The sequence below is a fragment of the Paraburkholderia monticola genome (assembly GCF_001580545.1).
GTDB classification, from domain to species: domain Bacteria; phylum Pseudomonadota; class Gammaproteobacteria; order Burkholderiales; family Burkholderiaceae; genus Paraburkholderia; species Paraburkholderia monticola.
The window spans coordinates 131,019-154,053 of sequence record NZ_LRBG01000039.1; the positions used below are offsets into that span (position 1 = coordinate 131,019).

The following is a 23,035-nucleotide window of genomic DNA, read 5'->3' on the forward strand; positions in this document are numbered from 1 at the left end:
GGCTCCGTCAATCGCGATTCATGGGAGATCGAAAGCTGCCCAAGATAAGATAGTCGGCAATCCGGCTTCAGCCAAATCGAAATGCATCATCCGCTTCGATATTTCACTTCCTTGCCATGAGCACGCCCGACCTGATCGAACCCGAAGACGGCAACAAGGACGACAACCTGGGCCTCTATCGACGCGCGACGCAAAACGGCGCCGAATGGTGGCGCGTGAGTGTCGGCGACCGGCCCGAGACCTATCGCCTCGAACACGCCACCGACGATGACGAGAACGGCGCCGGCTCGGTGGATATCGATCTGGTCGTCGATGCGGAGAATCTGCGTGCGAAGCTGAAGAAGTGGCGTCGCGAGGGCTTCGCGCTCGAACGCGACGCGCCCGAGGCTACCGATACCCCCACGCGCATCGCGTTCATGCCTGAATTGCAGCGGGCATCGGCGCGCATGCTGGCGGCGAAGCTGCGCGATGCCGGAAACGCAGACGCGGGCTTGGGCAGTCCGGCGGACGACGCGAGCGCCGCCAGCGTCCGCATCGGCAACGTCGACGTGCGTTGCGGCTCTGCGCATCCGCTCGTGCCGCGCGTGAATCCCGCGTATCTGTTTCCAGCGCGTTTCAACGATATCGTCGCGGACATCGTCGAGAATCGCCGCGTGATGCTGATCGGTCACACGGGTGCCGGCAAGACGAGTCTGATCGAACAGGTCGCCGCGCGCTCGCAACATGGCGTGCTGCGCTCGAACATGAACGGCCAGACCACCGTCGGCGATTTCGTCGGCTTCTGGACCGTCAAGGGCGGCGAGACCTTGTGGGTCGACGGCGTGCTGCCCACCGCGATGCGCGAAGGCTTGTGGCTGATCGTCGACGAGATCGATTTCGCCGAACCGTCGATTCTCGCCGCGCTGACCGCCGTGCTCGAACCGCAGGGCCGCCTGGTGCTCAAGGAGAAAGGCAACGAGATCGTCGCGCCGCATCCGGCGTTCCGGCTGTTCGCCACCGCGAACGCGGTCGGCGCAATGAGCCAGTTCCGTCATCTGTATCAGGGCGCGAATCTGATGAACGAGGCCTTTCTCGATCGCTGGCGCGTGTACCTGCTCGACTATCTGTTGCCCGCCGAAGAAACCGACGTGCTGATCCGCACGCTCGCGCCGCATATGACGCGGCCGCTCGCCACCACGCTCGCGGCGATCGCCGCCGACTGCCGCGCCGCGTTCGCACGCGAGGACCTGTCGAGCGCCTTCTCGACGCGCCGCCTGCTCGACTGGGCCGAGTTGATGCTGCGCACCGGCGACCCCGAACGCGCGGCGGGACCGGCCATCTACGCCAAGGTGAGCCCGGAGGACGCCGCGCTGATTCGCGGCATCATCCGCCACCACATCGCGCCGGCCGCCTGAACGTACACGCCGCGATGAACGCCCGCCACCCGGCCCATCTGCAACGCGACACGCAAGGCTTCGCGTTCGAGTCGACACTCGGCAAGATCGCGCGGGTGCTGACCGGGCAATATGGCGTGACGGTCGTGTTCAGTCCCGATGGCCCGCGCGTCGAGCCCGGCCGTATCGTGATTCCGGACTACGAGGCGAACGGCGGCGTCGAACGCGATGTGCTGATCGGCCATCTGGACCTGCTGGTCGCGCGAGCGAAGCATGCCTCGCTCGCGCAGCTCGATGCGCTGCCCGCGAGCATCACCGCGAAGCTCGCACAGGTGATCGACGATCGGCGCGTGTGCGCGCAACTGCTCGACGAATATCCGGGCGCGCGCTGGTTCATCGGCAAGCTGCGCGCGCATGCGGCCGAGCGCGTGCGGCAGCGCTGGCCGACGCTTCACTGGCGCGACCGGCTCGCGTGGCTGGTCGAACGCGCGCTATGGGACGAGGCGCCGACGCGCACCGAGGCGAGCCACTCGCTGCTCGCCGCGCTGCATGCGGCGCAGGACCTGCTGCACGAAGCGCGGGCGAGCGGTTCGACCGCGCGCAGCATTGCCGTCGCGCGAGATCTGGTGGCGCGCGTGCGGTCCTTATCGGCCGGCGATGCGAACAACATGATGTTCACCGCCGGTCCGGCCGAAGACATCGACACGGAAACGGCTGCATCGTCCGCCACGTTCGGCGACGACGACACGCTATTGCCCGATCACGACGACGCGGCGCCGCCCGCCGCATCGGAACACGGCGGCGGCGCCCCCTCCAACGACGCTATCGGCATGGGCCAGACGCTCGCCGATAGCGAGACCACTTCCCACCGCGACGCACACGATACGGGTGCGCCGATAGCACGCCCCGCGCGCATGCGGCTATCGATTCCGCTCGCCACCGAATTCGACGTGATCGCCGATCTCACCGGCCAGGGCGACAGCGCCGCGTGGCGCGCGTTGCGCGCGCAGGCGCGCGCGGACACCGCGCCGCTGAAGGAAAAGCTCGAACGCGCGCTGTCCGTCGACGAACGGATTCGCTGGCGCCGCGAACAGGAGCGCGGCGAGATCGACCGCACCGCGCTGGCCAAACTCGCGACCACGCCCGGTTATCGCACGCCGTTTCGCACGCAGCGCGCCGCGAAGGGTCGCGACGTCGCGGTCACGTTGCTGATCGATCGCAGCGGCTCGATGGCCGGCCGCAAGATCGAGCTCGCGCGGCTCTGTGCCAGCGCGCTGTGCGATGCGCTGACACAGCTCTCGTTCGATTGCGAAGTGCTCGGCTACTGTTCGCTCGAAGCCGAACCGATGAAACGGCTCTACGAACGGCAGCGCGCGGCCGGCGCGGATTTGCGGCGCTACAACCGCTTCGTCGAACGGCTCGATCTGAAGGTGTACAAGCGCTTCGGCGCGACCGACCTGAGCGGGATCGCCGAAATCGACTGTGGGCACGAGAATCCGGACGGCGAAGCGCTCGCCTGGGCCGCGACGCGCCTCGCCGATCATCCGGCCGCGCGCCGCATTTTGATGGTGTTCTCCGACGGCTATCCGTCGACCGGCGACGGCGACCCGCAGGTGTTGCGCAGCGACCTGCGCGAACGCGTCGCGGCGATCGCGAAACGCGGCATCGAACTGGTGGGGATCGGTGTGCTGACCGACGCGGTCGAGGACTTCTATCCGCGCAACGTCGTGGTGAGCCGCCTCGCCGAATTGCCGTCGACGGTGTTCTCGGTACTCAGCGCGATGCTGCTCACGCGTTGATCTCTACGCCGTTTCACTAGCCCGCCGAGGGTCGCATCGTCGCGATAGGAATCAGGAACTCCGACACGCCGGTCAGGATGATCTGCACACCGATGCACAGCAGCAGAAACGCCGACACCCGCAACGCGACCTTGGTGCCCTCGACGCCGAGGTAGCGCGCGAGGATCGTCGCGCGGCTGTAGATCAGATACACGGTCAGCGCCACGAGGAACGTGATCGCAACCGACGCGATGCTCGACACCACGAACGCCGACAACTTATGCGTGCGATTCGCGGTGAGCGCGATCGCGGTCGCGATCGAACCGGGGCCGGTGGTGAGCGGCACGGTGAGCGGAAAGAATGCGCGCGACATCGCGTTCTCGGCATCGACGCGCTTGACGCCCGTCTGCTCGGCAGCCGGCGTATCGGGTGCGTTGAGCATCTGCCAGCCGCCCACGGCGAGCGCGAGGCCACCGCCGATGCGCAGCGCTTCCATCGAGATGCCGAAGAAATGCAGGATCGGCGTGCCGATGAAGAATGCGACCAGCAGGACGCAGGCCGAGTTGATCGCGATCTTGCGGGCGAGCACATTGCGCTCGTCGAGGGTCAGCGACGCGGTTCGGTCCAGAAAAACGAACGCGCCGCTGAACGGATTGATGATGCTGATCAAGCCGATAAAGCCAAACATAACGTCCGAGATCAGACTTTCGACCATGTGCGTGTCCGTGTGTCTGCGTTGGCTCGCGTGGGTTCGCTCCGCGGCTGATTAAACCGTCGGGCATCGCGCGGTCCGGAAAATGCTGCCATGCTCGCAGATGTTATCGCGCCGCGCCAGTCACCCGGCAAAAAAGCCGTGAAACGAAGTGCCTACGATGGCGCCCCCGGCCTTGCAGTGCAGCAATCCGGGCCGGAAAGATGCTTCTGCAACGGTCGAACGAATCACATTTATTTTGACCTACTTTACGGGACCGAAGTATCCGGCATACAGTCCTCAGCGAAGCCGGAATTTCAACGACACATACCTACAGGTTCGAGGAGTTGTCCACATGCTGCTTCGTGTACTTGCCGCGCTGCCGTTCATCGGCATCCTGGTCGGCATTTCGTTTGTCAATCGGGTCGAGCCGCTCGTGCTCGGCATGCCCTTCGTGCTGGCCTGGATCGTCATGTGGGTGGTGTTGAGCGCGATCATCATGGCGATCGTCTACAACCTCGATCCGTCCAACAAGCACATCGCCGCCGATGGCGAGGAGGTTCGCCCATGAGCGCACTCGTCATCATCGCTGCTGTCACGCTGTTCGCGCTGTTCCTCGGGGTGCGCGCACGGCACGGCCATGACATGAGCCTCGAACAGTGGAGCGTGGGCGGCCGCAGCTTCGGCACCGCGTTCGTGTTCCTGCTGATGGCCGGCGAAATCTATACGACCTTCACGTTCCTCGGCGGCAGTGGCTTCGCCTACGGCAAGGGCGCGCCGGTCTACTACATCCTCGCGTACGGCACGCTCGCGTACATCCTGTCGTACTGGATGCTGCCGCCGATCTGGCGCTACGCGAAAACGCATCGTCTGGTGTCGCAGCCGCACTTCTTCTCGCGCAAATACGAGAGCCAGGCGCTCGGCACGCTGGTCGCGCTGGTCGGCGTGGCCGCGCTGATTCCGTATCTGGTACTGCAATTGAAGGGCCTCGGCATCATCGTCGCGACCGCGTCGTATGGCGCGATCTCGTCGACGGCCGCTATCTGGATCGGCGCGATCGTGGTGACCTCTTACGTGATCGTCTCGGGCGTGCGCGGCTCCGCCTGGAACTCGGTGGTCAAGGACACACTGATTCTCGCGATCGTGCTGTTCCTCGGCATCTATCTGCCGCTGCATTACTACGGCGGCTTCGCCGAGATGTTCCGCACGATCGACGCCGCCCGTCCCGGCTTCCTGACCTTCCCGGCGCGCGGTTCGAGCGTCGTGTGGTTCCAGTCGACGGTGCTCCTGACCGCGCTCGGCTTCTTCATGTGGCCGCATACGTTCGGCTCGATCTTCACGGCGAAGGACGAGCGGATCTTCCGCCGCAATGCCGCGATCCTGCCGCTCTATCAGCTGATCCTGCTGTTCGTGTTCTTCGTGGGCTTCGCGGCGACGCTGCGCGTGCCGGGTCTGAAAGGCGCCGACATCGACCTGTCCCTGTTCCGCCTGTCGCTGCAGACGTTCGATCCGTGGTTCGTCGGCGTGATCGGCGCGGCCGGTATCCTGACCGCGCTGGTGCCGGGCTCGATGATCCTGACCTCGGCGTCGACGCTGCTCGCCAACGACGTCTATCGCGGCATGGTGAACCGCAAGGCGTCCGATGCGTCGGTCGCGACGATCGCGCGTCTGCTCGTGCCGGTCGTGGCGCTGGTCGCGGTCGGCTTCACGCTGAACGGCGGCGAAACCATCGTCGCGCTGCTGCTGATGGGCTACAGCTTCGTCACCCAACTGTTCCCGGCCGTGCTCTGCAGCCTGTTCCCGCGCAACCGCGCGACGAAGCAAGGCGCGTTCTGCGGGATCATCGTGGGTGTCGCGGTGGTGGCGCTGAGCACGACGCTGCACTGGAGCGTCGGTCAGTTGATGCCGTTCCTGCCCGATGCGCTGAAGGACGTCAACATCGGCTTCCTCGCACTGGCGGTGAACGTGATCGTGTTCGTGATCGTCAGCGCGGTGACGCAGCCGAGCGCGGCCGAGCAGGAGAAGCATGCCTCGGTGCATTGACGGAGCCGGCTAACGCATCGGAAGGGGCTGTTCGCTTCGGCGACAGCCCCTTATTCTTTCTGTTCGCGGCTTAGCCGCGCCCACATCGATCCACGGAGCGCCCTGGATGTCCTACGTTCTCTACTACTCGCCCGGCGCGGCCAGCATGCCCGTGCACTGGATGCTGCTCGAAATGGGCGTGCCGTTCGAAGCACGGCTCGTCGATATCGACACGGGCCAGCAACACGACCCCGAGTATCGGCGTCTGAATCCGGCCGGTCGCGTGCCGACGCTGGTCGTCGATGGCGTGCCGCGGCATGAATCGGCCGCGCTGCTGATGCTGCTCGCCGAGCGCCATGCGGACGCCGGTCTCGCGCCCGCGCCGGGATCGTCCGCGCGCGGGGAATGGTTCGAATGGATGATCTATCTCGCGAACACGCTGCTGCCCGCGATGCGCGACTGGTTCTATGCCGGCAGCGACGGCGACCCGGCGGGCGCCGAAGCGGTGCGCGCGCTTGCGCGAAGCCGCATCGAGGACGCGTGCGCGCGGCTCGACACGCATCTGGCCGGCGGACGCGACTATCTCGCGGGCGACAAGCTCAGCACCGCCGATCTGCTCGCGCTCGTGCTGATGCGCTGGACCCGCAACATGCCGCGCCCGGCGACGGTGGGCTGGCCGCATCTCACGAGCTATATCCGCAGGCTGCGCGCACGGCCCGCGTATATCGAAGTGAATGAGCGGGAAAAGCTGACTGACTGGCGCAACGACGATCATTGACGCCGAGGCAGGTTCAGAACGCCGCCTCCCTGCCCGTCTGCGCCGCGAACGCGAAGCCGTTCTTGCCGTCGCGCTTGACCTGATACATCGCCGCATCGGCGGCGGCGACCAGACGACGGTGATCGTCGACATCGTCGGGATAGCTCGCAATGCCCACGCTCGCGCGCACGCTGCCGATGCCCATGTGCTCGTCGGTGGCGACCACGCAGGCGATCAGCCGGCGCGCGATCTCGGCTAGTTCCTCATCGCCCGAGAAGCTGCGCACCAGCACCGCGAACTCGTCGCCACCGATACGCGCGACCAGATCCCCTTTGCGCACCGACGCGCGAAACCGCGCGGAAACGGCGGCGAGGAATTCGTCGCCGACGCGGTGGCCGAACGAATCATTGACCTGCTTGAAGCCGTCGAGGTCGATATAGAGCACGGCGAGGCGTTGCTCGTAGACCGCGGTGCGCGCGGTTTTCGCGGCGGCTTCGAGCGCGGCCAGCAGCTTGCGGCGGTTCGACAGGCCGGTCAGCGAGTCGTGCAGCGACGCGTGCTCGAACTCGTGCGACTGCCCCGCCAGTTGCCGGTTGCGCTTCGCGTACATGCCGAGCGCCGTGATCAGCATGCAGAACAGCAGCGCGGCGAGTGCGATCAGCGTGCGCGCGACATGCGCGATGCGCAGCCGCACGTCGGCGCTCGCCGCATCGCGTTGCGCGCGCCAGTAGTCGGAGACGCTGGCGAGCGCCTTCGCGACGGCCTCGGGGGTCGCACGGGACGTGGAAATCGCGGGAATGGGCGGCGCCGGCGACGGACTCGCGTTGATCAGCGCCGCGAGCGACGCAAAGCGCTGCGTCAGGTCGGCGCGCGCCGCGTCATAGGCGGGCACGAACGACGCGGCGGGACTCGCCGGGGTGTCGACCATCCGCTGCCACACGGCCAGCTGTTCGCGCGCACTGTCGACGCGCCCTGCGGCTTCGAGCACGAGGCCCGCGTACTCCTGCTTCAATTGATCGGAAAAGACCGTGCGGATCTGCATCGCCACGTAGAGCAGGCCGAACAGCAGGCACAACAGCGCGGCCACGGCGACGCTCGCGGGCCCCAGCCGCCAGCCGCGGACCCGCACGTGCGCGCGCGCGTTGCCGCGCAACGCGGCTGCCCCGGCTCGCCCGACGACGGCGCGCTCAGGGATGGGAATAGGTATCTTGCTGCTGTCGTCCGTTGTCATGTTGACGATAGCTCACGCGACGAAAGAACTGCCCGATCCGCGCAAACAGATCGTCCTTGTGCTTCGACGACGCGCGCCGCTCCTGCTGCGCGAGCCGCGCGTCCTTCCCGCCACGACCGGCCGCCGGATGCGCGTTGGAATCGGCGGCATTCGCGGCGTGTTTCGCTGAGCGCGGCGGTGGCGTCGGAGCGATGGGCGCCAGCGGCGTGTCGCCCGACGTGCCGACCGAGGTATCGGCTGCGTCATCGCTCGGCGTATCGGCCAGCGTGGTCGCGAGACTCGGGTCAGGCGCGCTTGGGTGGATCTTGCCGGACCAGACGGCCGGGCTGGTGTCCTCGAAGCCGCCGTTCGCGCTGGTGGCATCGAGCGCGAGGTTTGGTGGCGTGGGCTGCGCGGCCAGTTGCGTGGGTGACTGAGCCGGAGACTGCGCGGGCGACTGAGCCGCTGACTGCGCGGTGGCGTCGTCCGGCGCGTGCGCGACGGCCACCGTCGGCACCTTGCCCGAGGCCGACGAACCGAGCGCCTCGCGCGCGCCCGCGATGGCGTCCGCATAGGTCTGCTGATCCTCGTTGAACCAGACGCCATACGCGACGGTGCCCATCACGCCGAACGTCAGCGCCCCCGCCGCCGCGATGCACAGCGCGAGGCGCCCGAAGCGCGGGGGTGGCTCGCCCGGTTCGTCCGGGCCATCGCGATCGAAGCCGGCGTACCGGCTGTCCGTTGCGGAATGACGCATGTCGGTATCGTCGGGATCGGTAGCCATCGCAATAGACTCCGGTAATGCCACTTCTGGCTGACAAGCTGGCGTGCTGACGCGTCGGCGAGCAGGCGGATAAGCCGCGCTCGCGCACTGTCACGACACGCACTGACTGATGAATGTAATCCTGTCGCGAACGGGCGACAACACAGCAGCGTTGCGTTTGCGCAGCGCCTCCATCGTGCTTCGAAAGGCGCCATCCGGGGCCGCTTCCGCTGGCAAAAAAACGTGCAATTCTGGTAAAAACTGCAAGCGAACGATACCCCGACAGGCCGCCGCGCATCTGCCGTTCGCCGCTCCGCCAGATGCGACGCGGGTTCTGCGAAACGCGCCAACGAAGTCGCAGACTTGCACGCAACAACCGGGCCCGGCGGTCGGCCCGCGACCCGGCCCCCGCGCCGTACTGGGCCCAACGTCTTCGGTCAGTATAAAAATCATGTCCAACGCGTATCAGCACAAACCTCTCACGCCGTGGCGCCGCGCGCTCGCGCGCTTCTCTCTTTCCGAAACCGCCAAATACACGAAGCTGACGCTCGGCCTGTGGATCGGGTTCGGCATCCCGTATCTGCTCGGCTACCCCGACGCGGCGGTGCCGCTCGCCGGCTCGGCGATGCTGACGCTGGCGCTCGGAAGCTCGATTTCGGCGGCCAGAAGCTACTTCTACAAACGCGTGTTTTCGAACGTGGTGGCCATGCCGATCGGCACGCTGCTGATCTGGCTGACCGCGCCGCATCTGTGGCTCGGCGCGGTTTTGCTGCCGGTCGTGATCTTCGCCATCGTCGCGCTGCGGCCGTCGCTGTTCCAGATGACCAGCATCACGGTGCCGATCACGCTCGTGCTCTATACCGGCGAACATATTCCGCTGCTCGAACTGCGCCTGATCGGCGTGGTGCTCGGCATGTTCCTCGGCTTCATCCTCCAGCAGATCGCGTTTCCGCCCGACCATGGCTACTGGGCGAACACGCTCGTCAACGACGGCAACCAGCAGGCCACCGACGTCGTCGCGCAACTGGCCGCGGGCCAGCTCGACAAAGCGCAGCTCAAGCCGGCGACCACGAAGCTGCGCGCGCTGAGCACGAACCTGAAGCAGGCGCACCTACTGTTGAAGACCGACCTCGAGCAGGCGTGGACGTCGCCGCACCTGAAGCGCAACGCGGCGCGCCTGCCGGTGTTCGCCTGCTACCAGGAGACGTTCGATTCGCTGGTCAATTTTCTCGAAACGATGCATACGTTTCACGATCAGTTCGCCGCCCTCGATGCCGGGTGGCGCGAAGCGTTTCTCGCGCGGCTCGCGAAGCTCGTCGACGTGCACCGCCAACTGGCCGAGGCGGCGGACCTGCGCGTGGAGCGGCCGCCGCTCGCCGCGCCGCCGCTGCAGATGGAAGATCTGCGTCAGTTGACCGAGGATCTGCTCGCGAACAATGTGTTTACGAGCGTGTATCTCGGGCATCTGACCGGGTATGGGATTTTGCTGTGCCGGTTGAGTGACATGCATACCGCGTGAGTGGTGGGGGGTTGGGTGGGTCACTTGCCACTTCCCGCACGCCATCAATAGCTAACGCAACCCTTTACAAGATCTTGCATTCACCTTTCGCGCTCTGTGTTTGTATACGCCTTCTTGCCGTAGGGAATCAAAAAACCACCATCAACAGAGGGCGCAAATCAGCATGCCAATTCCTGCATACATGTGGCTAAGGGACGACGGCGGAGCAGACATCAAAGGCTCCGTGTCGGTTCAGGGACGAGAGGGAAGTATCGAAGTAATCGGATTCGGTCACGGCCTGAATCTGCCGGTCGATAGCAAGACTGGGCAAATTGCCGGACCGCGCACCCATTCCCCACTGAGCCTGGAAAAGGAGTTTGACGCTTCCAGCCCTTACCTCTATAAGGCCACCTCCACAGGTCAAACGTTGCAATCGGCAGAACTGAAGTGGTATCGCATCAACGACGCGGGCCATGAAGAGGAATACTTCATCATGCTGATGGAGGGCGTAAAGGTCGTTGGCGTCAACCCCGGCATGGCAAATACCAAACTCGCGGGCCTGTCGCAGCTCAATCACGTGGAGGCGGTTTCGTTGATGTATGACCGCATCACGTGGCACTACACTGACGGCAACATCAAGTTCTCCGACAGTTGGAGCGAACGGTCCTGAACATGGCGCTACAAGGAAAATTCGTTGTCGACAATCAACCGCTCTTAACGCTGGCTGTATTCGGTGTAGGGGCGTTCCCAGCTTTCTCGGGTGATGGCATTTACCGCAACCGCGGAGGATGTGCAGCGGCCGTGAACAAGGGGCCTCTACCTGCCGGGAAGTACTGGGTAGTCGAGAGACCAACCGGCGGAATTGCCTCGCAATTACAGGCGTTGCTCAAGGATGCATACAATGCCGCGCGTGGAAATCCGACTCATCATGATGAATGGTTCGCTCTTTATAGGGACGACTGTCAGATTGATGACTGGACCTGGATAAACGGCATCAAGCGCGGAAACTTTCGATTGCATCCCGTTGGCGGAGACGGTGTTTCTTTCGGGTGTATCACACTGAAGAATGTTGCGGATTTCAATAGGCTCCGACAAGCGCTTCTGGATACAACGACTATTCCAGCCGGCACTTCGGGAGCACGCGCCTACGGATGGATCGAGGTAACGACAATTGGTGACACTTGCCCATAGGTTTTGCAAGCTAGTTTTCTTTTTCGCATTGTTTTTTCTGTCAGTGCGATATGTCCATACCTACCCGTCACCTATGACGCTGGAGCAGCAGCAAATCTTGATCGAAGTATCCGAGAAACTCGGAGTGACAGATTATGAGCTGTTCTATATCGGCACGATGATAGCTGTAGACTTTATCGTGGCGATCGTTCTCTATGTGACGATCATGAAAATCTGGCAAGGCTACCGGTTGAAACAACGCTCGACGCTGGAACACTAATGAGAAGGCCCCAGGGCTCCATGGTCCAGAGCCCGCCCCATTCTGCATCATTGGGCCACAACAATGCGCTGCCGTACCCGGCCAGTCGGTGCGCAGATATCTCTGCAGCACAGCGGCGGCGTTGACACGAAGGGACTGCCCGGAAACCTGACCGACTCGACCTCGCGGAGCTATGAAAACCCACATGAAAACCCGCGCGGACTGAAACGGATCAGGGCGAGTTCGAAACCAATTCCTAACAAATCTCGAACAGTCCTTACCGGGCAAGAGTTCGACGAAAACCGCCTCACTGCACCGTAATCGTGGCCCTCATATTCGGATGAATGCCACAAAAGATCTTATAGACGCCCGGCTTATCGAACTTGAACTGAAAGGTATCGTTCTGATCGAGCGCGGCCGAGCGGAACAAACCCGCATCATTGACCACCGTGTGCGGCTCGCCATCGAGATTTTTCCATGTAACGGTAGTGCCCGCCTTGATGGTCAAGTCCGTCGGCGCGAACGCAAAGTTCTTCATGACCATCGAGTTAGGAGCCAACGCGATAGTCTGTTTCTGCGCCGTCATCGGCATCGGCATCTTCATCTGCATCGGCATCGTCGTTTGCGCGAAGCCGAGCCCCGCCGACACCGCCAGAATCGCGAGACTGCCAAGCAGAATCACGAGCGCGCGGCCCATCATATTCCTGACCATATCTGATCTCCTCAAGCGTTAGAGAGGCGCGAGCCATCAGGCGAGCGTGGTGTCGTCGAGCGTCGCCTTCAGCGGATGACGCGCGATGCTCACGCTCGTCACGCCAAGCATCTTCGGCAACTGGTCGCTCGCGACCTTCAACGGTCCCGGCCCCTCGCCGTTGCCGGCGGTCGGTTGCGGATAAGCGGTCGAGCGCGCGGTGTGGAACGTGATGTTGCCTTCGACCTTCGTGACGATCTGGTGAATATGGCCATTGAGCACCGTCACCGAACCGAAGCGCTTCAGATAGCCCATCGCCTGTCCGGCATCGCCGGTGCCCCAGCCCCACGGCTCATAAATCGTCCACATCGGCATGTGCGCGAACACGACGACCGGCGTGCTCGACGAGCGGCCCTTCAGATCGTTTTCGAGCCACTCGAGCTGCTCGTTGCCAAGGCCGCCCAGCCCGTTCGGCTTGAAATGCATCACGTTGACGAGGCCGACGAAATGCACGCCCTGATGATCGAAGCTGTAATAGCCGCGGTTCTCCGACGCCTTGCCGAAGCGGCTGAAGTACTCGGTGCCCGGGCCGTCGGTGACGTCATGCTCGCCAGGCACCGTGTGCACCTCGGTGATTTTCAGGCCAGACATCAGTTGCGCGGCGAGATCGAATTCCGAAGCCTTCGACAGATGCGTGATGTCGCCGGTGTGGATCGCGAGCGGCGGCCTCGCCGGCATCGCGTTGACGTAGTCGATCGTCTGTTTCAGCGTGCCCGCGACGTCGGGATTCGCTTCCTTGTTGAAGCCGATATGCGTGTCGCTGATTTGCAGGAACAGCGGCACGCCGGCTGCGGGCATCGCGCTTTTCGCGTCGGCCGCGAGCGCGAGCTCGACCGGCGTCAGCACGCCGCCCGACAGCATGAACACCGTGCCGAGGCCGCCGAACGCAAGACACTTCAGCGCGCCGCGACGCGCCGGATCGAATGAATGGTGTGACGACATGTTGACCTCACGATAAGGATTCGTCGAACCGAACCCGGTTCGTGAGGCATAACTGGCGTGTTGCGGGTTTTATTCCCGTGTCGTGCGAAGCGGTTCGAGCGCGGCGCCGTCAGCCTCCCACCGCCGCGATGATCCGCGCGCGCATCGCGGGGTCGGGCAGCGGCCCCGACCCCGCGCGCACGTTGTCCGCCATGTATTGCGGCCGCCCGGTGCCGGGAATCACGACCGTCACCGCCGGCTGCGCGAGCACGAACTTCAACAGGATCTGCGCCCAACTCGTGCAGCCGATCTCCGCGGCCCATCCGGGCAACGGCGTTTTCATCACGCGCGCGAGCAATCCGCCGCCACCAAACGGCTGATTGATCACGACGCCGATGCCGAGATCGGCCGCGAGCGGCAGGATGCGCTGCTCGGCCGCGCGGTCGTCGGCGGCGTAGTTGATCTGCACGAAGTCGGGCTGCTCGCTGCGCATCACCGCGGCGACGTCGTCGAACGCGCTCGATGTGTAGTGCGTGATGCCGAGATAGCGAATCCGGCCTTGGGCTTTCCAGGCGCGCAACGTCGTGAGCTGGGTGCGCCAGTCGAGCAGATTGTGGATCTGCATCAGATCGACACGCGGTTGCTGGAAACGTCGCAGCGACTCCTCCATCTGCGCGATGCCGGCTTCGCGTCCCTCGGTCCATACCTTGGTCGCGACGAAGGCCTTGCGATGCGCGTCCAGCTGCGTGAGCAGCGCACCCGCGACCGCTTCCGACGAACCGTACATCGGCGAAGAATCGATCACCGAGCCGCCCGCCGCGAACAGGATGCGCAGGACTTCCGCGAGTTGTGCGCGCGCGGTGGGATCGTCGCCGACGTCGAAGGTCCGCCATGTGCCGCAGCCGATCACCGGCAACGCTTCGCCGGTCGACGGGATCGGGCGATGGCTCATACGCGGCAAGGCGCTATGGCTTTGCGTGGGCGCCTGCGTCTGCGCGGGCGTGACGCGCGAGAGCGCGAGCGACGCCGGCACACCGAGCGCGGCGCGCAGAAAGCGGCGCCGCTGACCGTGGTTCGACCGAAGTGTCATGACCTGAAGTGTCCTCGCAGACGAAAGTTCGAGCGCCATCGGCACGGCTAAAGCACGCCGCGTCGCGCGAATTCGGTCGACAAGCCGGCTGCGTCGACGAACCGGTAGCCCTGCAAACCGGCCGCGAGCGCGCCGTCCACGTTGGCCTGGCTATCGTCGATGAACAGCGTGTCGGCCGCGGCCGCGCCGAGGTGCTCGACGCAGCGCCGATAGGTTTGCGCGGCGGGCTTGGCCGCGCCGAACGCGGCCGAGGAATAGACGTGCGGCCCGAACAGCCGCGCCACGGGCGGATTCAGATAGCCGATGTGATCGGTCAACAGCCTGCAATTGTTCGTCAGTATGGCGATGCGGCAGCGCTGGGCCGCGCGGGACGCCAACGCGATCGACGCCTCGTTCGGCGTGATCGACGCGAGCCGCGCGTCGAGCCATTCGGCGCGGCTGACCGGATAACGCAGCAGCACGGCGAGTTCGTGCAAGTACTGGTCGTCGCTGATCTCGCCGCCGTCGGCGCGCGCCTCGAGTCCCGAGTCCCAGATCGCCTGCCGCACGGTCTCGGCCGTACGACCCGTGATCGCCGCCAGCCGCTCGGCGCGCGCGGCACGGTCGTAGTGCGACAGGACCCCTTCCAGGTCGAACAGCAGCAGCGTGACGGGTGCGTTCATGCAGATGGCCTCGCGTTAGCGCGCTTTGCGCCGCAACGGCCTGAAGAACTTGCGAATTTCGGCCGCGAGCAGCGCCGGCTTTTCCAGCGCCGCGAAATGGCCACCGCCCGGCATGTCGCTCCACTGCACGACGTTGAAAGTCCTCTCGAGCCAGCTGCGCGGCGGATGATTGATCTCCTTCGGAAATAGCGCGAAGCCGACGGGCGTGTCGATGCGCTGGGCGCCGGAGAAACGCATCGGCTGCAGGCGGTTTTCCCAATACATCTGCATCGCCGGGCCGATGCACTGCGTGAACCAGTACAGCGAAATATTGGTCAGCAGATCGTCTTTCGAGAACACGCTTTCCAGTTCGCCGCCGCAATCGCTCCACGCGCGAAACTTCTCGCCGATCCACGCGGCGAGCCCGACCGGCGAATCGTTCAACGACGCGGCGAGCGTCAGCGGCTTCGTGGCGTGCTGATGGGCGTAGCCGCCTTCGAGCGCCACCCAGTCGTTCTTCTCGCGCAGATAGTCGTGCTCGGCCGGGCTCAGCGGCTGCTGCTCGGCGCTAATCGCGGGCTCGTAGGAACTCGGCAGGAAGTTCAGATGAATGCCGTCGACCGCATGCGGATGACGCGCGGCCAGCGCGATCGACACGCCCGCGCCGAGATCGCCGCCCTGCGCGCCGAAACGCTCGTAGCCCAGCCCGCGCATCAGCGCGACCCACAGGTCCGCGACCTGGAACGCGGAGGTGCCGCCCTGCGCGGGCGCCGGCGAAAACGCGAAGCCGGGCAGCGACGGCGTGACGACGTGGAACGCATCGGCGGGATCGCCGCCGAACGCGGCCGGATCGCACAACTGATCGAGCAGCGCGTGAAACTCGAAGAACGAACCGGGCCAGCCGTGCGTGATCACGAGCGGATAAGCTTCGAAGCCGGGCCCGACAGTGGCCGCGCGCCGATGCGCGAAGTGCACGGTTTGGCCGCGCACGTCGGCGAGATATTGCGGCAGCTGGTTCAACCTGCGTTCGGCCGCGCGCCAGTCGAAATGCCCAGCCCAATAGGTCGCGAGCTCGCGCAACCAGGCCCCGTCGGCGCCCTGCTGCCATGCAGGTGCGGGTGTGGCGGGCGCCCAGCGGGTGGCGCGGATGCGGCGCTGCAGATCGTCGATGTCCTCGTCGGCGATCGCAATCTCGAAGGGGTCGATCTGCATGGCGGGTCGTCCTGCATCGGTTGGCGGTTCATCGTCATCGTACCCGCCTCGCACGAAAGCCGGATAATGGACCTCCCTTCCGTACGCTTCATTCACCGACCCACAGGAGATTGACGAGATGTCCGCTGACGAATCCAAGCTGCCGCGAGTGCTGTTGACGAACGACGACGGTATCGACGCGCCCGGCCTCGCCGTGCTCGAAGCCGTCGCCGCCGAACTCGCGCACGAAGTCTGGGTGGTCGCGCCCGAGCACGACCAGAGCGGTACGTCGCATTCGATCAGCCTGCATTCGCCGCTGCGCGTGAGCCGCCAGGGCGAGCGCCGTTTCGGCGTGACCGGCACGCCCGGCGATTGCGTCGTGATGGGCGTGCGTCATCTGATGCGCGAGGCGCCGCCGTCGCTGGTGCTGTCCGGCGTCAACCGCGGTGGCAATCTCGGCATCGAAACGATGTTCTCGGGCACGGTCGGCGCGGCGATGACAGGCCTGCTGCTGGGGCTGCCGTCGTTCGCGCTGAGCCAGGTGTTCACTGACCGCGAGCGCGTGCGCTGGGACACCGCGCGCACGCTCGCACCCGGCGTGATCCGTCAATTGCTCGCGATTGAACATGCGGCCCCGACCTGCCTGAACATCAACTTTCCCGACGTCGATCCCGCCGATGCCGGTCCGCTGACGCCGACACGCCAGGGCGTCGGGCTCGTCGAAGGCATCGACGTGCTGCCGGAAGTCGACCCGCGCGGTATCGCGTATCACTGGCTGCGTTTCGAGCGCGGCCCGCGCGCGAACGATGCCGACAGCGAAACGGCGGCGGTCGCGGCGGGCCGCGTGGCGGTCACGCCGCTCGCGTTCGATCGCACCGACGAAGCGACCTTCTCGCGACTCGCCGCGTCGTTGCGCTGAAGGAGGTCAGGGGCGCGGCCCCGTTGGTTGGGGATTCCCGAACGCCGGCATGGTGCCGTTCTCACGCGCGCGCACGAGTTCGGCCTGGACCTGGGCGCGCGTCTTGGGGGCGTTGCCGGCGATCGCCGGGGTATCGGCTTGCGACGTGAGCCCACCGCGCGGTATCGGCGGTAACGAATCCGAGCCTTGCCCTGCATAGAGCGACCACTCCCCTGGCGCAACGCCGGCCGCTCTCTTTGCGGACCGTTCGGCGCTCGAACCGCTCCTGTGACTGCCGCCCCGAGCATGGTGGGAGCCCGAGGTCGTCGCAACGCTTTGCGTCGAGTGCGGTTTCTTCGAGTTGCCCGACGCGCCTTTCGTGTGTTCGCCATGCGCAACGCGGCTTTGGGGTGCGCGCTCGTTCTTTGCCGTCGACGACGTCTGGATTCGGCTCGATTTCAGCGCAGGCTGGGGCGCCGCGTTCGTCTGCTGCGGCGGGTTCGTCTCCCGCGCGAGCTGTAGCGCCGCGATGGCGAGCGCGTCGCCCGCCTGGGCGCCAATCGACTGGTTCGTCAGAGCCCGCGAGGCAGCCACGTCGTCACGCAGCGCGTGGCGGCGTAGGCCCTGTGCGCTCGCCGTCGCTCCGGGTCGGCCTTCGCTCGGCGGCGTCGCCGCGCCATCCCCGGTGACACCACGCTCGCCATCAGTGACGAGGCTCACGTCCCGACCGGACGACCAGTCGTTGTCCAACTGCGACACGTATGCCCCAATCGTCACCGCGCCGAAGGCGAGGCACGTCAACACGATCATTCTCGGTTCGCTAAACAAGGCACGCTCCCCCTTCCTACAGATCGACCGCCCAGGTCAACGCACGCGCAACGGAAGAACCCACGGATCAAAGTGTGGGCGATCCGGACTACAAGTGTTTTCCTTTTCGGCCCGACAACCGGCCAATCGGCGGATCTGGTCGGGCATGTGTCCGAAACCGACGGGTATTCGTCCGTCTAAACGGACACTTTGGTTGGAGTGCCAGGCAATTTTTTCCGACGCCGTTCTCGACCCTGTTTTCAGCGACGCGAATGCCGGTTAAACGAGCGGCCCTTCCTCGGATTTGCGGCGCATCGCGACAGCGACCGAGCTGCCGACGATCAGCGCGATGCCGAGCGCCGAGATCATGCCGATCGTCTCGCCCCATACCAGGTAGCCAAACAGCGCGGCCCACACGATGCTCGTGTAGTTGTACGGTGCGAGCGCGCCGGCGTCGGCGTCGCGGAACGCCATCGTCATCAGCAACTGCCCCGCCGTCGCGAGCGCGCCTAGCAGGGCCATGATCGCGAGCGCATCGAACGACGGTGTGCGCCACGCGAAAATCAGCGACGCCCCCATCACCAGCGTGCCGACCAGCGTGAAGTACAGCACGGTTGTGCCCGAATCGTCGCTGGCCTTGATGCGTTTGATCTGGATGATCGACAGCGCGCCGCACAACGCGCTCGCGATCATCAGCGCCGGGCCGAGCCAGCTCGATTGCGAACCGTCCGGGCGCACCACCAGTAGCATGCCGGCGAAACCGACCGCCGCCGCCAGCGCGTCGCGCGGCTTCAGGGTCTCGTGCAACAGCAGCGGCGCCAGCACGATCACGAGCAAGGTCTCCGAATAGACGATCGCGACCGCCTCGCTGAGCGGCATGAACGGCAAGCCCGCGAAGAACAGGCCCGAGGCGCCGAGCAGCGTCAGCGCGCGCACGGTCTGTCCGCGCACGTCCAGTTGCCGTAGCCGCGTGGCGAGCGGCTTGCCGCGCAGACACATCGCGACGGCCGGGAACAGGCCGAACAGCATGCGGAAAAACGTGACCTCGTTGGCCGGATAAGCGAGCGCGAGCGACTTCGCCAACGCGTCGACCAGCGCGAAGCAGAACATCGACACGAGGATCAGCGCGACGCTGCGCAACGGGACGGCGCTCGGCCGGACGGCGACGACGGGCGGCATGGAAGGGTCTGTGGGCGGCGTGGATGGGGAACTGGGATTATGCCTGCGCTCACGCGCGCCCTCGCGCGTAACTCGCGTGCCCCTCCCAGGCAAATCCGGGAATCCACTGATACTGATCAGACAAACTAATAATATTATTCATATCGATTTCCATGCGCTTACAGCGTCGTTTCAGCGTCACTCGCAGTATGCGTATTTAATAATAATTATGACCATCGACAAGACGGGAATCTCAGGAGAGACAGGTGCGCAATTACTTTGTGCTGGCCGCGCTCGCGATGCTGAGCGCGTGCGGCGGTAATGACGGTTCGCCCAACCCATCCGCATCGGCGAACAAGCAGACCAACGCGGTCGATGCGACGGCGGTTTCGCCCGCTTCTGCGGCTTCGGCCGCCGCCGCGGCTTCTGCCGACGCGGCCGATGTGAAGAAGGAATTCAAGGCCGCCGGGCCCATCCCGGTCGGCATGAAAACGACCACCCCGCCGCTCGTGATCGCGGACCCGACGCTGAATCTGGCGCCGTACACGCCCCCCGCCCCACCCGCCCCGATCTCGACGACGACTTTGTCGTTCGGCGACTTCACGAGCTACCTCGCGCCCGGTTCGGCGAGCACATGGCACCCGGGCACCAATGCCTCGACCATTGCGATCGACGCGCCGCCCGCCAACGGCACCGGCGCTGGCGATAAAGCCGTCGCGCTCGCCACGACCTACGCGAGCGCATCGTATGAAGCCGACGTGACCGTCTCCGCGCCGGTCGGCACGGGCGCCGCGAACGCGGGCTTCGTCGTGCGCACGACGAACCCGACCGCGGGCGGCCCGGACAGTCTGACCGGCTATTTCATCGGCCTCGACACCGGCACGCATACGCTGGTAGTGGGCCGCCAGAACAACAACTGGACCAACTTCATCCAGTATCCGGTCAGCACGATCGTCGGCGGCAGCACGCATCACCTGAAGGTGACGACGAGCGGCACCGCGATCCTCGTCGACCTCGACGGCCAGCGCGTGGTGAGCGTCAACGACGCGACCAACGCGCTGCCCGCGGCGTTCCAGTCGGGCAGCTTCGGTCTGCGGCGCTTCGGAGTCGGCGCGTCGTTCAGCAACATCACGATCCATACCTATCCGACCGTGACCTCGCCCGTCTATGATTTTTCGAAGGTGGTCGGCGCGGTCTATACGCCGTCCAACGCGGTCAATGCGATCGACTTCTGGCAGAACTACGATCCCGAGATCGTCAACCGCGAGCTCACGTATGCGCAGACGTACGGCATGAACACGGTCGCCGTGTACCTGCACTATCTGGTGTGGGCCAACGATCGCGTCGCCTTCCTCAGCAAGTTCGAAAACCTGCTGACGATCGCCGCGCGGCACGGCATCAAGGTCTCGCCGATCTTCTACGACGACTGCTGGAACCCCAACCCGCAATACGGTCCGCAGCCCGCGCCGGTCTGGGGCGTGCATAACAGCCAGTGGGTGCAGTCGCCGGGTACGCCGATCGAGCAGGCGTACTTCCAGGCAAGCGCGTCGAACCCGGCGATCACGTACAAGCAGAGCCTCGCGAGCTACATCACCGACTTCGTCGCACCGCATCGCAACGACCCGCGCATCATCTTCTGGGAGCCGATGAACGAGCCCGGCTGTAGCGGCAATGGTTCATTGCAGAACACCCGCGCGGTGATGATGAACGATGCGCGTATCGCGATCCTGAACGCAGGCGCCACGCAGCCGATCAACTCGCCTCAGGTGCAGGAGGACGAAGGCACGTACTTCTCGGATTTCTATGCCTTCCATCCGTACAACAATCCGTACACGGGTCCGGTCAACGGCAGCAGCCTCAGCGCGCTGAACTCCGAGACGCTGCAGCGCGGCTTCGCGGGCACGACGGGTCAGACGATGCCGGGTATCGTCGCGAACTACGGCGGCACCACGGGCTTCATCGTGTGGGAGCTGATGATCGGCCGCACCAATACGCGCTTCCACTGGGGCCAGACGCCGGGCGCGCCCGCGACGGTCGAACCGGCCACGCCGTTCCAGGGGACGTTCTACCCGGACGGCCATCCGTGGCAGACCTCGGAAACGCAGGCGCTGACGGGCGGCTTCGACGTCAAGCTGCCGGTGCTGCAGGTCGCGTACTACAACGATCCGACCTTCAGCGCGGCGCCGGTGAAGACGTCGATCACCCCGCTGATCGATTTCGACCTGAACACCGAGCGCGGCACCGATTCGCCTGATGCATCGGCGGGCGTCAATGCGACCAACTACGGCGTGCGTTGGACCGGCGCGCTGAAGGCGACGCAGGACGGCAACTACACGTTCACGATCGACAGCGACAACGTCGCGCGTCTGTGGATCAACGGCGCGATGGTGATCGACAAGACCGGCACGACGCAGGGCACCTCGAGCGCCAAGGTTCACTTCGCCGCGAATCAGAGCGTGTCGATCAAGGTCGAGTACGTGCACGGCACGGGACCCGCGAGCATGCATCTGCTGTGGTCGAACCCGGCTGCGAAGAGTCCCGATACGTTGAAGATCGTGCCGTCGGAATCGCTGGTGACGGCAAGTTGATAGGGCGTGTAGTGGTGGTTGAGCGGCACGGTGGGTTGAGACTGTGCCGCGTCGGCTAGCCCACGAAATGCAACGCGGCGCACTGGGGCTACGGTGCGCCGCTTTGTTTTGCGTGAGACGCGCTAGCGGTACTCGTCGATGTCGATGGTGCCGCCTATCGCTTCCATCATTGCGCGAATGTCGTGGGGAATATCTGGGACGCGGTTGCCGGCTTCATTGTCCCAATAGCACCAGAAGCGGGCCTTTACCCGTTCACGCGTTAGCGTCTCCCGCAGATCCGCTCGTGTGAGATCGAGTCGCCCGATGAGAAATCGCAGGTGGGGTTCAAGCGCGTCGCTGGCAACGAACTCCTTGCTGCCGAAGCCCCATAAACCCACGCGACCCGGCGTGCGACTGACGCGCCCTGAAGGTGTGGTAAACGGTTGGCCCTTGGCAATGGCAATGTCGGGCGTTACATCGAAATACCTGGTCCAGAAGGCGGGAACGACGGAATCACCCATCACGTGAAACGTGGCGTACGCCAGCTGTTGTTCAGACATTGATAATGATCCCATCAGTCAGCCCAATCATGGAAATTGGCAACGAAGTTTCCCCGGAAGTAGACGTCACCGTTATCGTGCCAAATAACGTTGTCCGCGGGGCCCAAGCCGTTGGACGGTTTGAATTCATGCAGCATCCAGCCAAACGTTTTCTGGTCGTACCCTAGCATCTTCGCGGCGTACTTCGGATTGTTTGTGCTAGCCGCCAGTTGATCGACGTCACCACCCACTATGTCGGATGTGTATTCGAACGGCTGACCATCGCTGAGTGCAAACATGGGCTGAGCAGAAGTGGCACGAACCGAGACAGCTTGCCTGGTTGTCCCACCGCCTGCCGATTCATGTTGTATCGGCGAATCCCCCCTCGTCGCCTCCCGGATTCGCTTCGCCCTTTCCCCTTCGAGGTACCAATTGACCTCCCAGTGCGGCGGAACGAAAACCAGCCTGCGGCTCCGAAGTTGCCGATGAATCTCGCTAGCCACCTCGTGGTTACTCATCATGTTGATCCGCAGCCCGCTATCGTTGACGCGCCCCAACAACCCGCGCAGGCTGTCCATATCCGCGTCACTCGACGTCCATGCCCCTGGGGTCGCCCACTTTACAAACGCCTCATGGGCGACGTTCAACGCTCGCTTTATTTCTTCGTATTCCTCTCGCGTGAGTTTCTTGATCGCGCTGTGCCACCGGAGGGCTGCGGAAAATCCCGACGCCTCCTTTATGTACATAATGTTGCGGCTAAAAAACATCAGGACTCCGCTACCTTCATCGTTACACGTGAAGCCCGCATCCTAGTAGCTCTTCAACGCCCATGAGCCCACCTTAACCAATCATTACAAACTTTTTACATCATTTAGGAATACTCTTAGCCGATCCACAAAAACGAACGCGGCGCACCGGAAAATCCGCTGCGCCGCGTTCGCTATACGCAAG

Annotated in this window: 23 protein-coding genes; 11 read left to right on the forward strand and 12 right to left on the reverse strand. The window is 64.5% G+C overall.

Annotated elements, in window-relative coordinates; all coding sequences use genetic code 11:
- Positions 1–116 precede the first annotated feature (116 nt).
- Entirely contained in the window at positions 117–1,394 is a 1,278-nt protein-coding gene (locus CI15_RS31700; RefSeq protein WP_062136655.1) for an AAA family ATPase, read from the forward strand.
- A 14-nt stretch (positions 1,395–1,408) separates the two neighbouring features.
- Positions 1,409–3,172, forward strand: coding sequence for a cobaltochelatase CobT-related protein (locus CI15_RS31705; RefSeq protein ID WP_062136657.1), 1,764 nt, complete (start codon positions 1,409–1,411; stop codon positions 3,170–3,172).
- Between the two features lie 16 nt (positions 3,173–3,188).
- Here the strand turns inward: CI15_RS31705 and CI15_RS31710 are convergent, their stop codons facing one another.
- Positions 3,189–3,866: a MarC family protein gene (locus CI15_RS31710; protein ID WP_062136660.1), complete on the reverse strand. Its 678-nt coding sequence runs from the start codon at positions 3,864–3,866 to the stop codon at positions 3,189–3,191.
- Between the two features lie 331 nt (positions 3,867–4,197).
- Between CI15_RS31710 and CI15_RS31715 the strand changes: the two genes are divergently transcribed.
- The 3 genes from CI15_RS31715 (at position 4,198) to CI15_RS31725 (ending at position 6,642) form a co-directional block, all read left to right on the forward strand.
- Positions 4,198–4,413 carry a DUF3311 domain-containing protein gene (locus CI15_RS31715; RefSeq protein ID WP_062136663.1) on the forward strand — a complete coding sequence of 72 codons (216 nt, stop codon included), beginning with the start codon at positions 4,198–4,200 and terminating at the stop codon, positions 4,411–4,413.
- Entirely contained in the window at positions 4,410–5,885 is a 1,476-nt protein-coding gene (locus CI15_RS31720) for a sodium:solute symporter family protein (protein ID WP_062136666.1), read from the forward strand. The genes CI15_RS31715 and CI15_RS31720 overlap by 4 nt, the downstream gene beginning before the upstream one ends.
- Before the next feature lie 106 nt (positions 5,886–5,991).
- Positions 5,992–6,642: a glutathione S-transferase family protein gene (locus CI15_RS31725; RefSeq protein WP_062136671.1), complete on the forward strand. Its 651-nt coding sequence runs from the start codon at positions 5,992–5,994 to the stop codon at positions 6,640–6,642.
- A 13-nt stretch (positions 6,643–6,655) separates the two neighbouring features.
- Here CI15_RS31725 and CI15_RS31730 read toward each other — a convergent pair whose 3' ends face one another.
- Together CI15_RS31730 and CI15_RS31735 are read right to left on the reverse strand one after the other, a co-directional pair.
- Positions 6,656–7,852 carry a GGDEF domain-containing protein gene (locus CI15_RS31730; protein ID WP_082814348.1) on the reverse strand — a complete coding sequence of 399 codons (1,197 nt, stop codon included), beginning with the start codon at positions 7,850–7,852 and terminating at the stop codon, positions 6,656–6,658.
- Positions 7,809–8,615, reverse strand: coding sequence for a hypothetical protein (locus CI15_RS31735; protein WP_062136674.1), 807 nt, complete (start codon positions 8,613–8,615; stop codon positions 7,809–7,811). The genes CI15_RS31730 and CI15_RS31735 overlap by 44 nt, the downstream gene beginning before the upstream one ends.
- 430 nt (positions 8,616–9,045) lie before the next feature.
- Here CI15_RS31735 and CI15_RS31740 point away from each other — a divergent pair, with 430 nt between their 5' ends.
- From CI15_RS31740 to CI15_RS31750, 4 genes are all read left to right on the forward strand, one after another.
- The gene (locus CI15_RS31740; RefSeq protein WP_062136677.1) at positions 9,046–10,113 is read left to right on the forward strand and encodes an aromatic acid exporter family protein; all 1,068 of its coding nucleotides are present in this window, start codon (positions 9,046–9,048) and stop codon (positions 10,111–10,113) included.
- A 163-nt stretch (positions 10,114–10,276) separates the two neighbouring features.
- Positions 10,277–10,762 carry a type VI secretion system tube protein TssD gene (gene tssD / locus CI15_RS31745; protein WP_062136680.1) on the forward strand — a complete coding sequence of 162 codons (486 nt, stop codon included), beginning with the start codon at positions 10,277–10,279 and terminating at the stop codon, positions 10,760–10,762.
- Positions 10,763–10,764: 2 nt separating this feature from the next.
- Complete coding sequence (locus CI15_RS35890) at positions 10,765–11,283, forward strand: DUF2778 domain-containing protein (RefSeq protein WP_075643811.1); 519 nt, start codon at positions 10,765–10,767, stop codon at positions 11,281–11,283.
- A 73-nt stretch (positions 11,284–11,356) separates the two neighbouring features.
- On the forward strand, positions 11,357–11,542 hold the full coding sequence (locus CI15_RS31750) for a hypothetical protein (RefSeq protein WP_241496002.1): 186 nt from the start codon (positions 11,357–11,359) through the stop codon (positions 11,540–11,542).
- A 286-nt stretch (positions 11,543–11,828) separates the two neighbouring features.
- Here the strand turns inward: CI15_RS31750 and CI15_RS31755 are convergent, their stop codons facing one another.
- The 5 genes from CI15_RS31755 to CI15_RS31775 all read right to left on the reverse strand — a co-directional run bounded on the left by CI15_RS31755 (position 11,829) and on the right by CI15_RS31775 (position 16,136).
- On the reverse strand, positions 11,829–12,233 hold the full coding sequence (locus CI15_RS31755) for a cupredoxin domain-containing protein (RefSeq protein ID WP_082814349.1): 405 nt from the start codon (positions 12,231–12,233) through the stop codon (positions 11,829–11,831).
- Positions 12,234–12,269: 36 nt separating this feature from the next.
- Positions 12,270–13,214, reverse strand: a complete 945-nt coding sequence (locus tag CI15_RS31760) for a metallophosphoesterase family protein (RefSeq protein ID WP_062136686.1) — start codon at positions 13,212–13,214, stop codon at positions 12,270–12,272.
- Positions 13,215–13,323: 109 nt separating this feature from the next.
- Positions 13,324–14,283, reverse strand: coding sequence for an aldo/keto reductase (locus tag CI15_RS31765; protein ID WP_062136689.1), 960 nt, complete (start codon positions 14,281–14,283; stop codon positions 13,324–13,326).
- A 47-nt stretch (positions 14,284–14,330) separates the two neighbouring features.
- Positions 14,331–14,945: an HAD-IA family hydrolase gene (locus CI15_RS31770; protein ID WP_062136692.1), complete on the reverse strand. Its 615-nt coding sequence runs from the start codon at positions 14,943–14,945 to the stop codon at positions 14,331–14,333.
- A 15-nt stretch (positions 14,946–14,960) separates the two neighbouring features.
- Positions 14,961–16,136, reverse strand: coding sequence for an epoxide hydrolase family protein (locus CI15_RS31775; protein WP_062136694.1), 1,176 nt, complete (start codon positions 16,134–16,136; stop codon positions 14,961–14,963).
- 118 nt (positions 16,137–16,254) lie between these two features.
- Here CI15_RS31775 and surE point away from each other — a divergent pair, with 118 nt between their 5' ends.
- A complete protein-coding gene (surE, locus tag CI15_RS31780; RefSeq protein WP_062136697.1) occupies positions 16,255–17,034 on the forward strand; it encodes a 5'/3'-nucleotidase SurE in 780 nt (259 codons plus the stop codon).
- 6 nt (positions 17,035–17,040) lie between these two features.
- On the opposite strand, the gene CI15_RS31785 is transcribed toward surE, so the two are convergent.
- Complete coding sequence (locus CI15_RS31785; protein ID WP_062136700.1) at positions 17,041–17,823, reverse strand: DUF4148 domain-containing protein; 783 nt, start codon at positions 17,821–17,823, stop codon at positions 17,041–17,043.
- A 276-nt stretch (positions 17,824–18,099) separates the two neighbouring features.
- Positions 18,100–18,999, reverse strand: coding sequence for a DMT family transporter (locus CI15_RS31790; RefSeq protein WP_062136703.1), 900 nt, complete (start codon positions 18,997–18,999; stop codon positions 18,100–18,102).
- A 245-nt stretch (positions 19,000–19,244) separates the two neighbouring features.
- Between CI15_RS31790 and CI15_RS31795 the strand changes: the two genes are divergently transcribed.
- Positions 19,245–21,566 carry a PA14 domain-containing protein gene (locus CI15_RS31795; RefSeq protein ID WP_241496003.1) on the forward strand — a complete coding sequence of 774 codons (2,322 nt, stop codon included), beginning with the start codon at positions 19,245–19,247 and terminating at the stop codon, positions 21,564–21,566.
- Positions 21,567–21,688: 122 nt separating this feature from the next.
- On the opposite strand, the gene CI15_RS31800 is transcribed toward CI15_RS31795, so the two are convergent.
- Complete coding sequence (locus tag CI15_RS31800; protein WP_062136706.1) at positions 21,689–22,105, reverse strand: DUF4279 domain-containing protein; 417 nt, start codon at positions 22,103–22,105, stop codon at positions 21,689–21,691.
- Positions 22,106–22,119: 14 nt separating this feature from the next.
- Positions 22,120–22,851 (reverse strand): hypothetical protein, encoded by a 732-nt coding sequence (locus CI15_RS37935; RefSeq protein WP_241496004.1) that lies wholly within the window; start codon positions 22,849–22,851, stop codon positions 22,120–22,122.
- Positions 22,852–23,035 lie beyond the last annotated feature (184 nt).

What these genes read in the sequence shown, in the direction of transcription:
- CI15_RS31700 (WP_062136655.1), top strand. Translation starts at nt 117, where the DNA reads ATGAGCACGCCCGACCTGATCGAACCCGAAGACGGCAACAAGGACGAC.
- CI15_RS31705 (WP_062136657.1), top strand. Translation starts at nt 1,409, where the DNA reads ATGAACGCCCGCCACCCGGCCCATCTGCAACGCGACACGCAAGGCTTC.
- CI15_RS31710 (WP_062136660.1), bottom strand. Translation starts at nt 3,866, where the DNA reads ATGGTCGAAAGTCTGATCTCGGACGTTATGTTTGGCTTTATCGGCTTG.
- CI15_RS31715 (WP_062136663.1), top strand. Translation starts at nt 4,198, where the DNA reads ATGCTGCTTCGTGTACTTGCCGCGCTGCCGTTCATCGGCATCCTGGTC.
- CI15_RS31720 (WP_062136666.1), top strand. Translation starts at nt 4,410, where the DNA reads ATGAGCGCACTCGTCATCATCGCTGCTGTCACGCTGTTCGCGCTGTTC.
- CI15_RS31725 (WP_062136671.1), top strand. Translation starts at nt 5,992, where the DNA reads ATGTCCTACGTTCTCTACTACTCGCCCGGCGCGGCCAGCATGCCCGTG.
- CI15_RS31730 (WP_082814348.1), bottom strand. Translation starts at nt 7,852, where the DNA reads ATGACAACGGACGACAGCAGCAAGATACCTATTCCCATCCCTGAGCGC.
- CI15_RS31735 (WP_062136674.1), bottom strand. Translation starts at nt 8,615, where the DNA reads ATGGCTACCGATCCCGACGATACCGACATGCGTCATTCCGCAACGGAC.
- CI15_RS31740 (WP_062136677.1), top strand. Translation starts at nt 9,046, where the DNA reads ATGTCCAACGCGTATCAGCACAAACCTCTCACGCCGTGGCGCCGCGCG.
- tssD (WP_062136680.1), top strand. Translation starts at nt 10,277, where the DNA reads ATGCCAATTCCTGCATACATGTGGCTAAGGGACGACGGCGGAGCAGAC.
- CI15_RS35890 (WP_075643811.1), top strand. Translation starts at nt 10,765, where the DNA reads ATGGCGCTACAAGGAAAATTCGTTGTCGACAATCAACCGCTCTTAACG.
- CI15_RS31750 (WP_241496002.1), top strand. Translation starts at nt 11,357, where the DNA reads ATGACGCTGGAGCAGCAGCAAATCTTGATCGAAGTATCCGAGAAACTC.
- CI15_RS31755 (WP_082814349.1), bottom strand. Translation starts at nt 12,233, where the DNA reads ATGGTCAGGAATATGATGGGCCGCGCGCTCGTGATTCTGCTTGGCAGT.
- CI15_RS31760 (WP_062136686.1), bottom strand. Translation starts at nt 13,214, where the DNA reads ATGTCGTCACACCATTCATTCGATCCGGCGCGTCGCGGCGCGCTGAAG.
- CI15_RS31765 (WP_062136689.1), bottom strand. Translation starts at nt 14,283, where the DNA reads ATGACACTTCGGTCGAACCACGGTCAGCGGCGCCGCTTTCTGCGCGCC.
- CI15_RS31770 (WP_062136692.1), bottom strand. Translation starts at nt 14,945, where the DNA reads ATGAACGCACCCGTCACGCTGCTGCTGTTCGACCTGGAAGGGGTCCTG.
- CI15_RS31775 (WP_062136694.1), bottom strand. Translation starts at nt 16,136, where the DNA reads ATGCAGATCGACCCCTTCGAGATTGCGATCGCCGACGAGGACATCGAC.
- surE (WP_062136697.1), top strand. Translation starts at nt 16,255, where the DNA reads ATGTCCGCTGACGAATCCAAGCTGCCGCGAGTGCTGTTGACGAACGAC.
- CI15_RS31785 (WP_062136700.1), bottom strand. Translation starts at nt 17,823, where the DNA reads ATGATCGTGTTGACGTGCCTCGCCTTCGGCGCGGTGACGATTGGGGCA.
- CI15_RS31790 (WP_062136703.1), bottom strand. Translation starts at nt 18,999, where the DNA reads ATGCCGCCCGTCGTCGCCGTCCGGCCGAGCGCCGTCCCGTTGCGCAGC.
- CI15_RS31800 (WP_062136706.1), bottom strand. Translation starts at nt 22,105, where the DNA reads ATGTCTGAACAACAGCTGGCGTACGCCACGTTTCACGTGATGGGTGAT.
- CI15_RS37935 (WP_241496004.1), bottom strand. Translation starts at nt 22,851, where the DNA reads ATGTTTTTTAGCCGCAACATTATGTACATAAAGGAGGCGTCGGGATTT.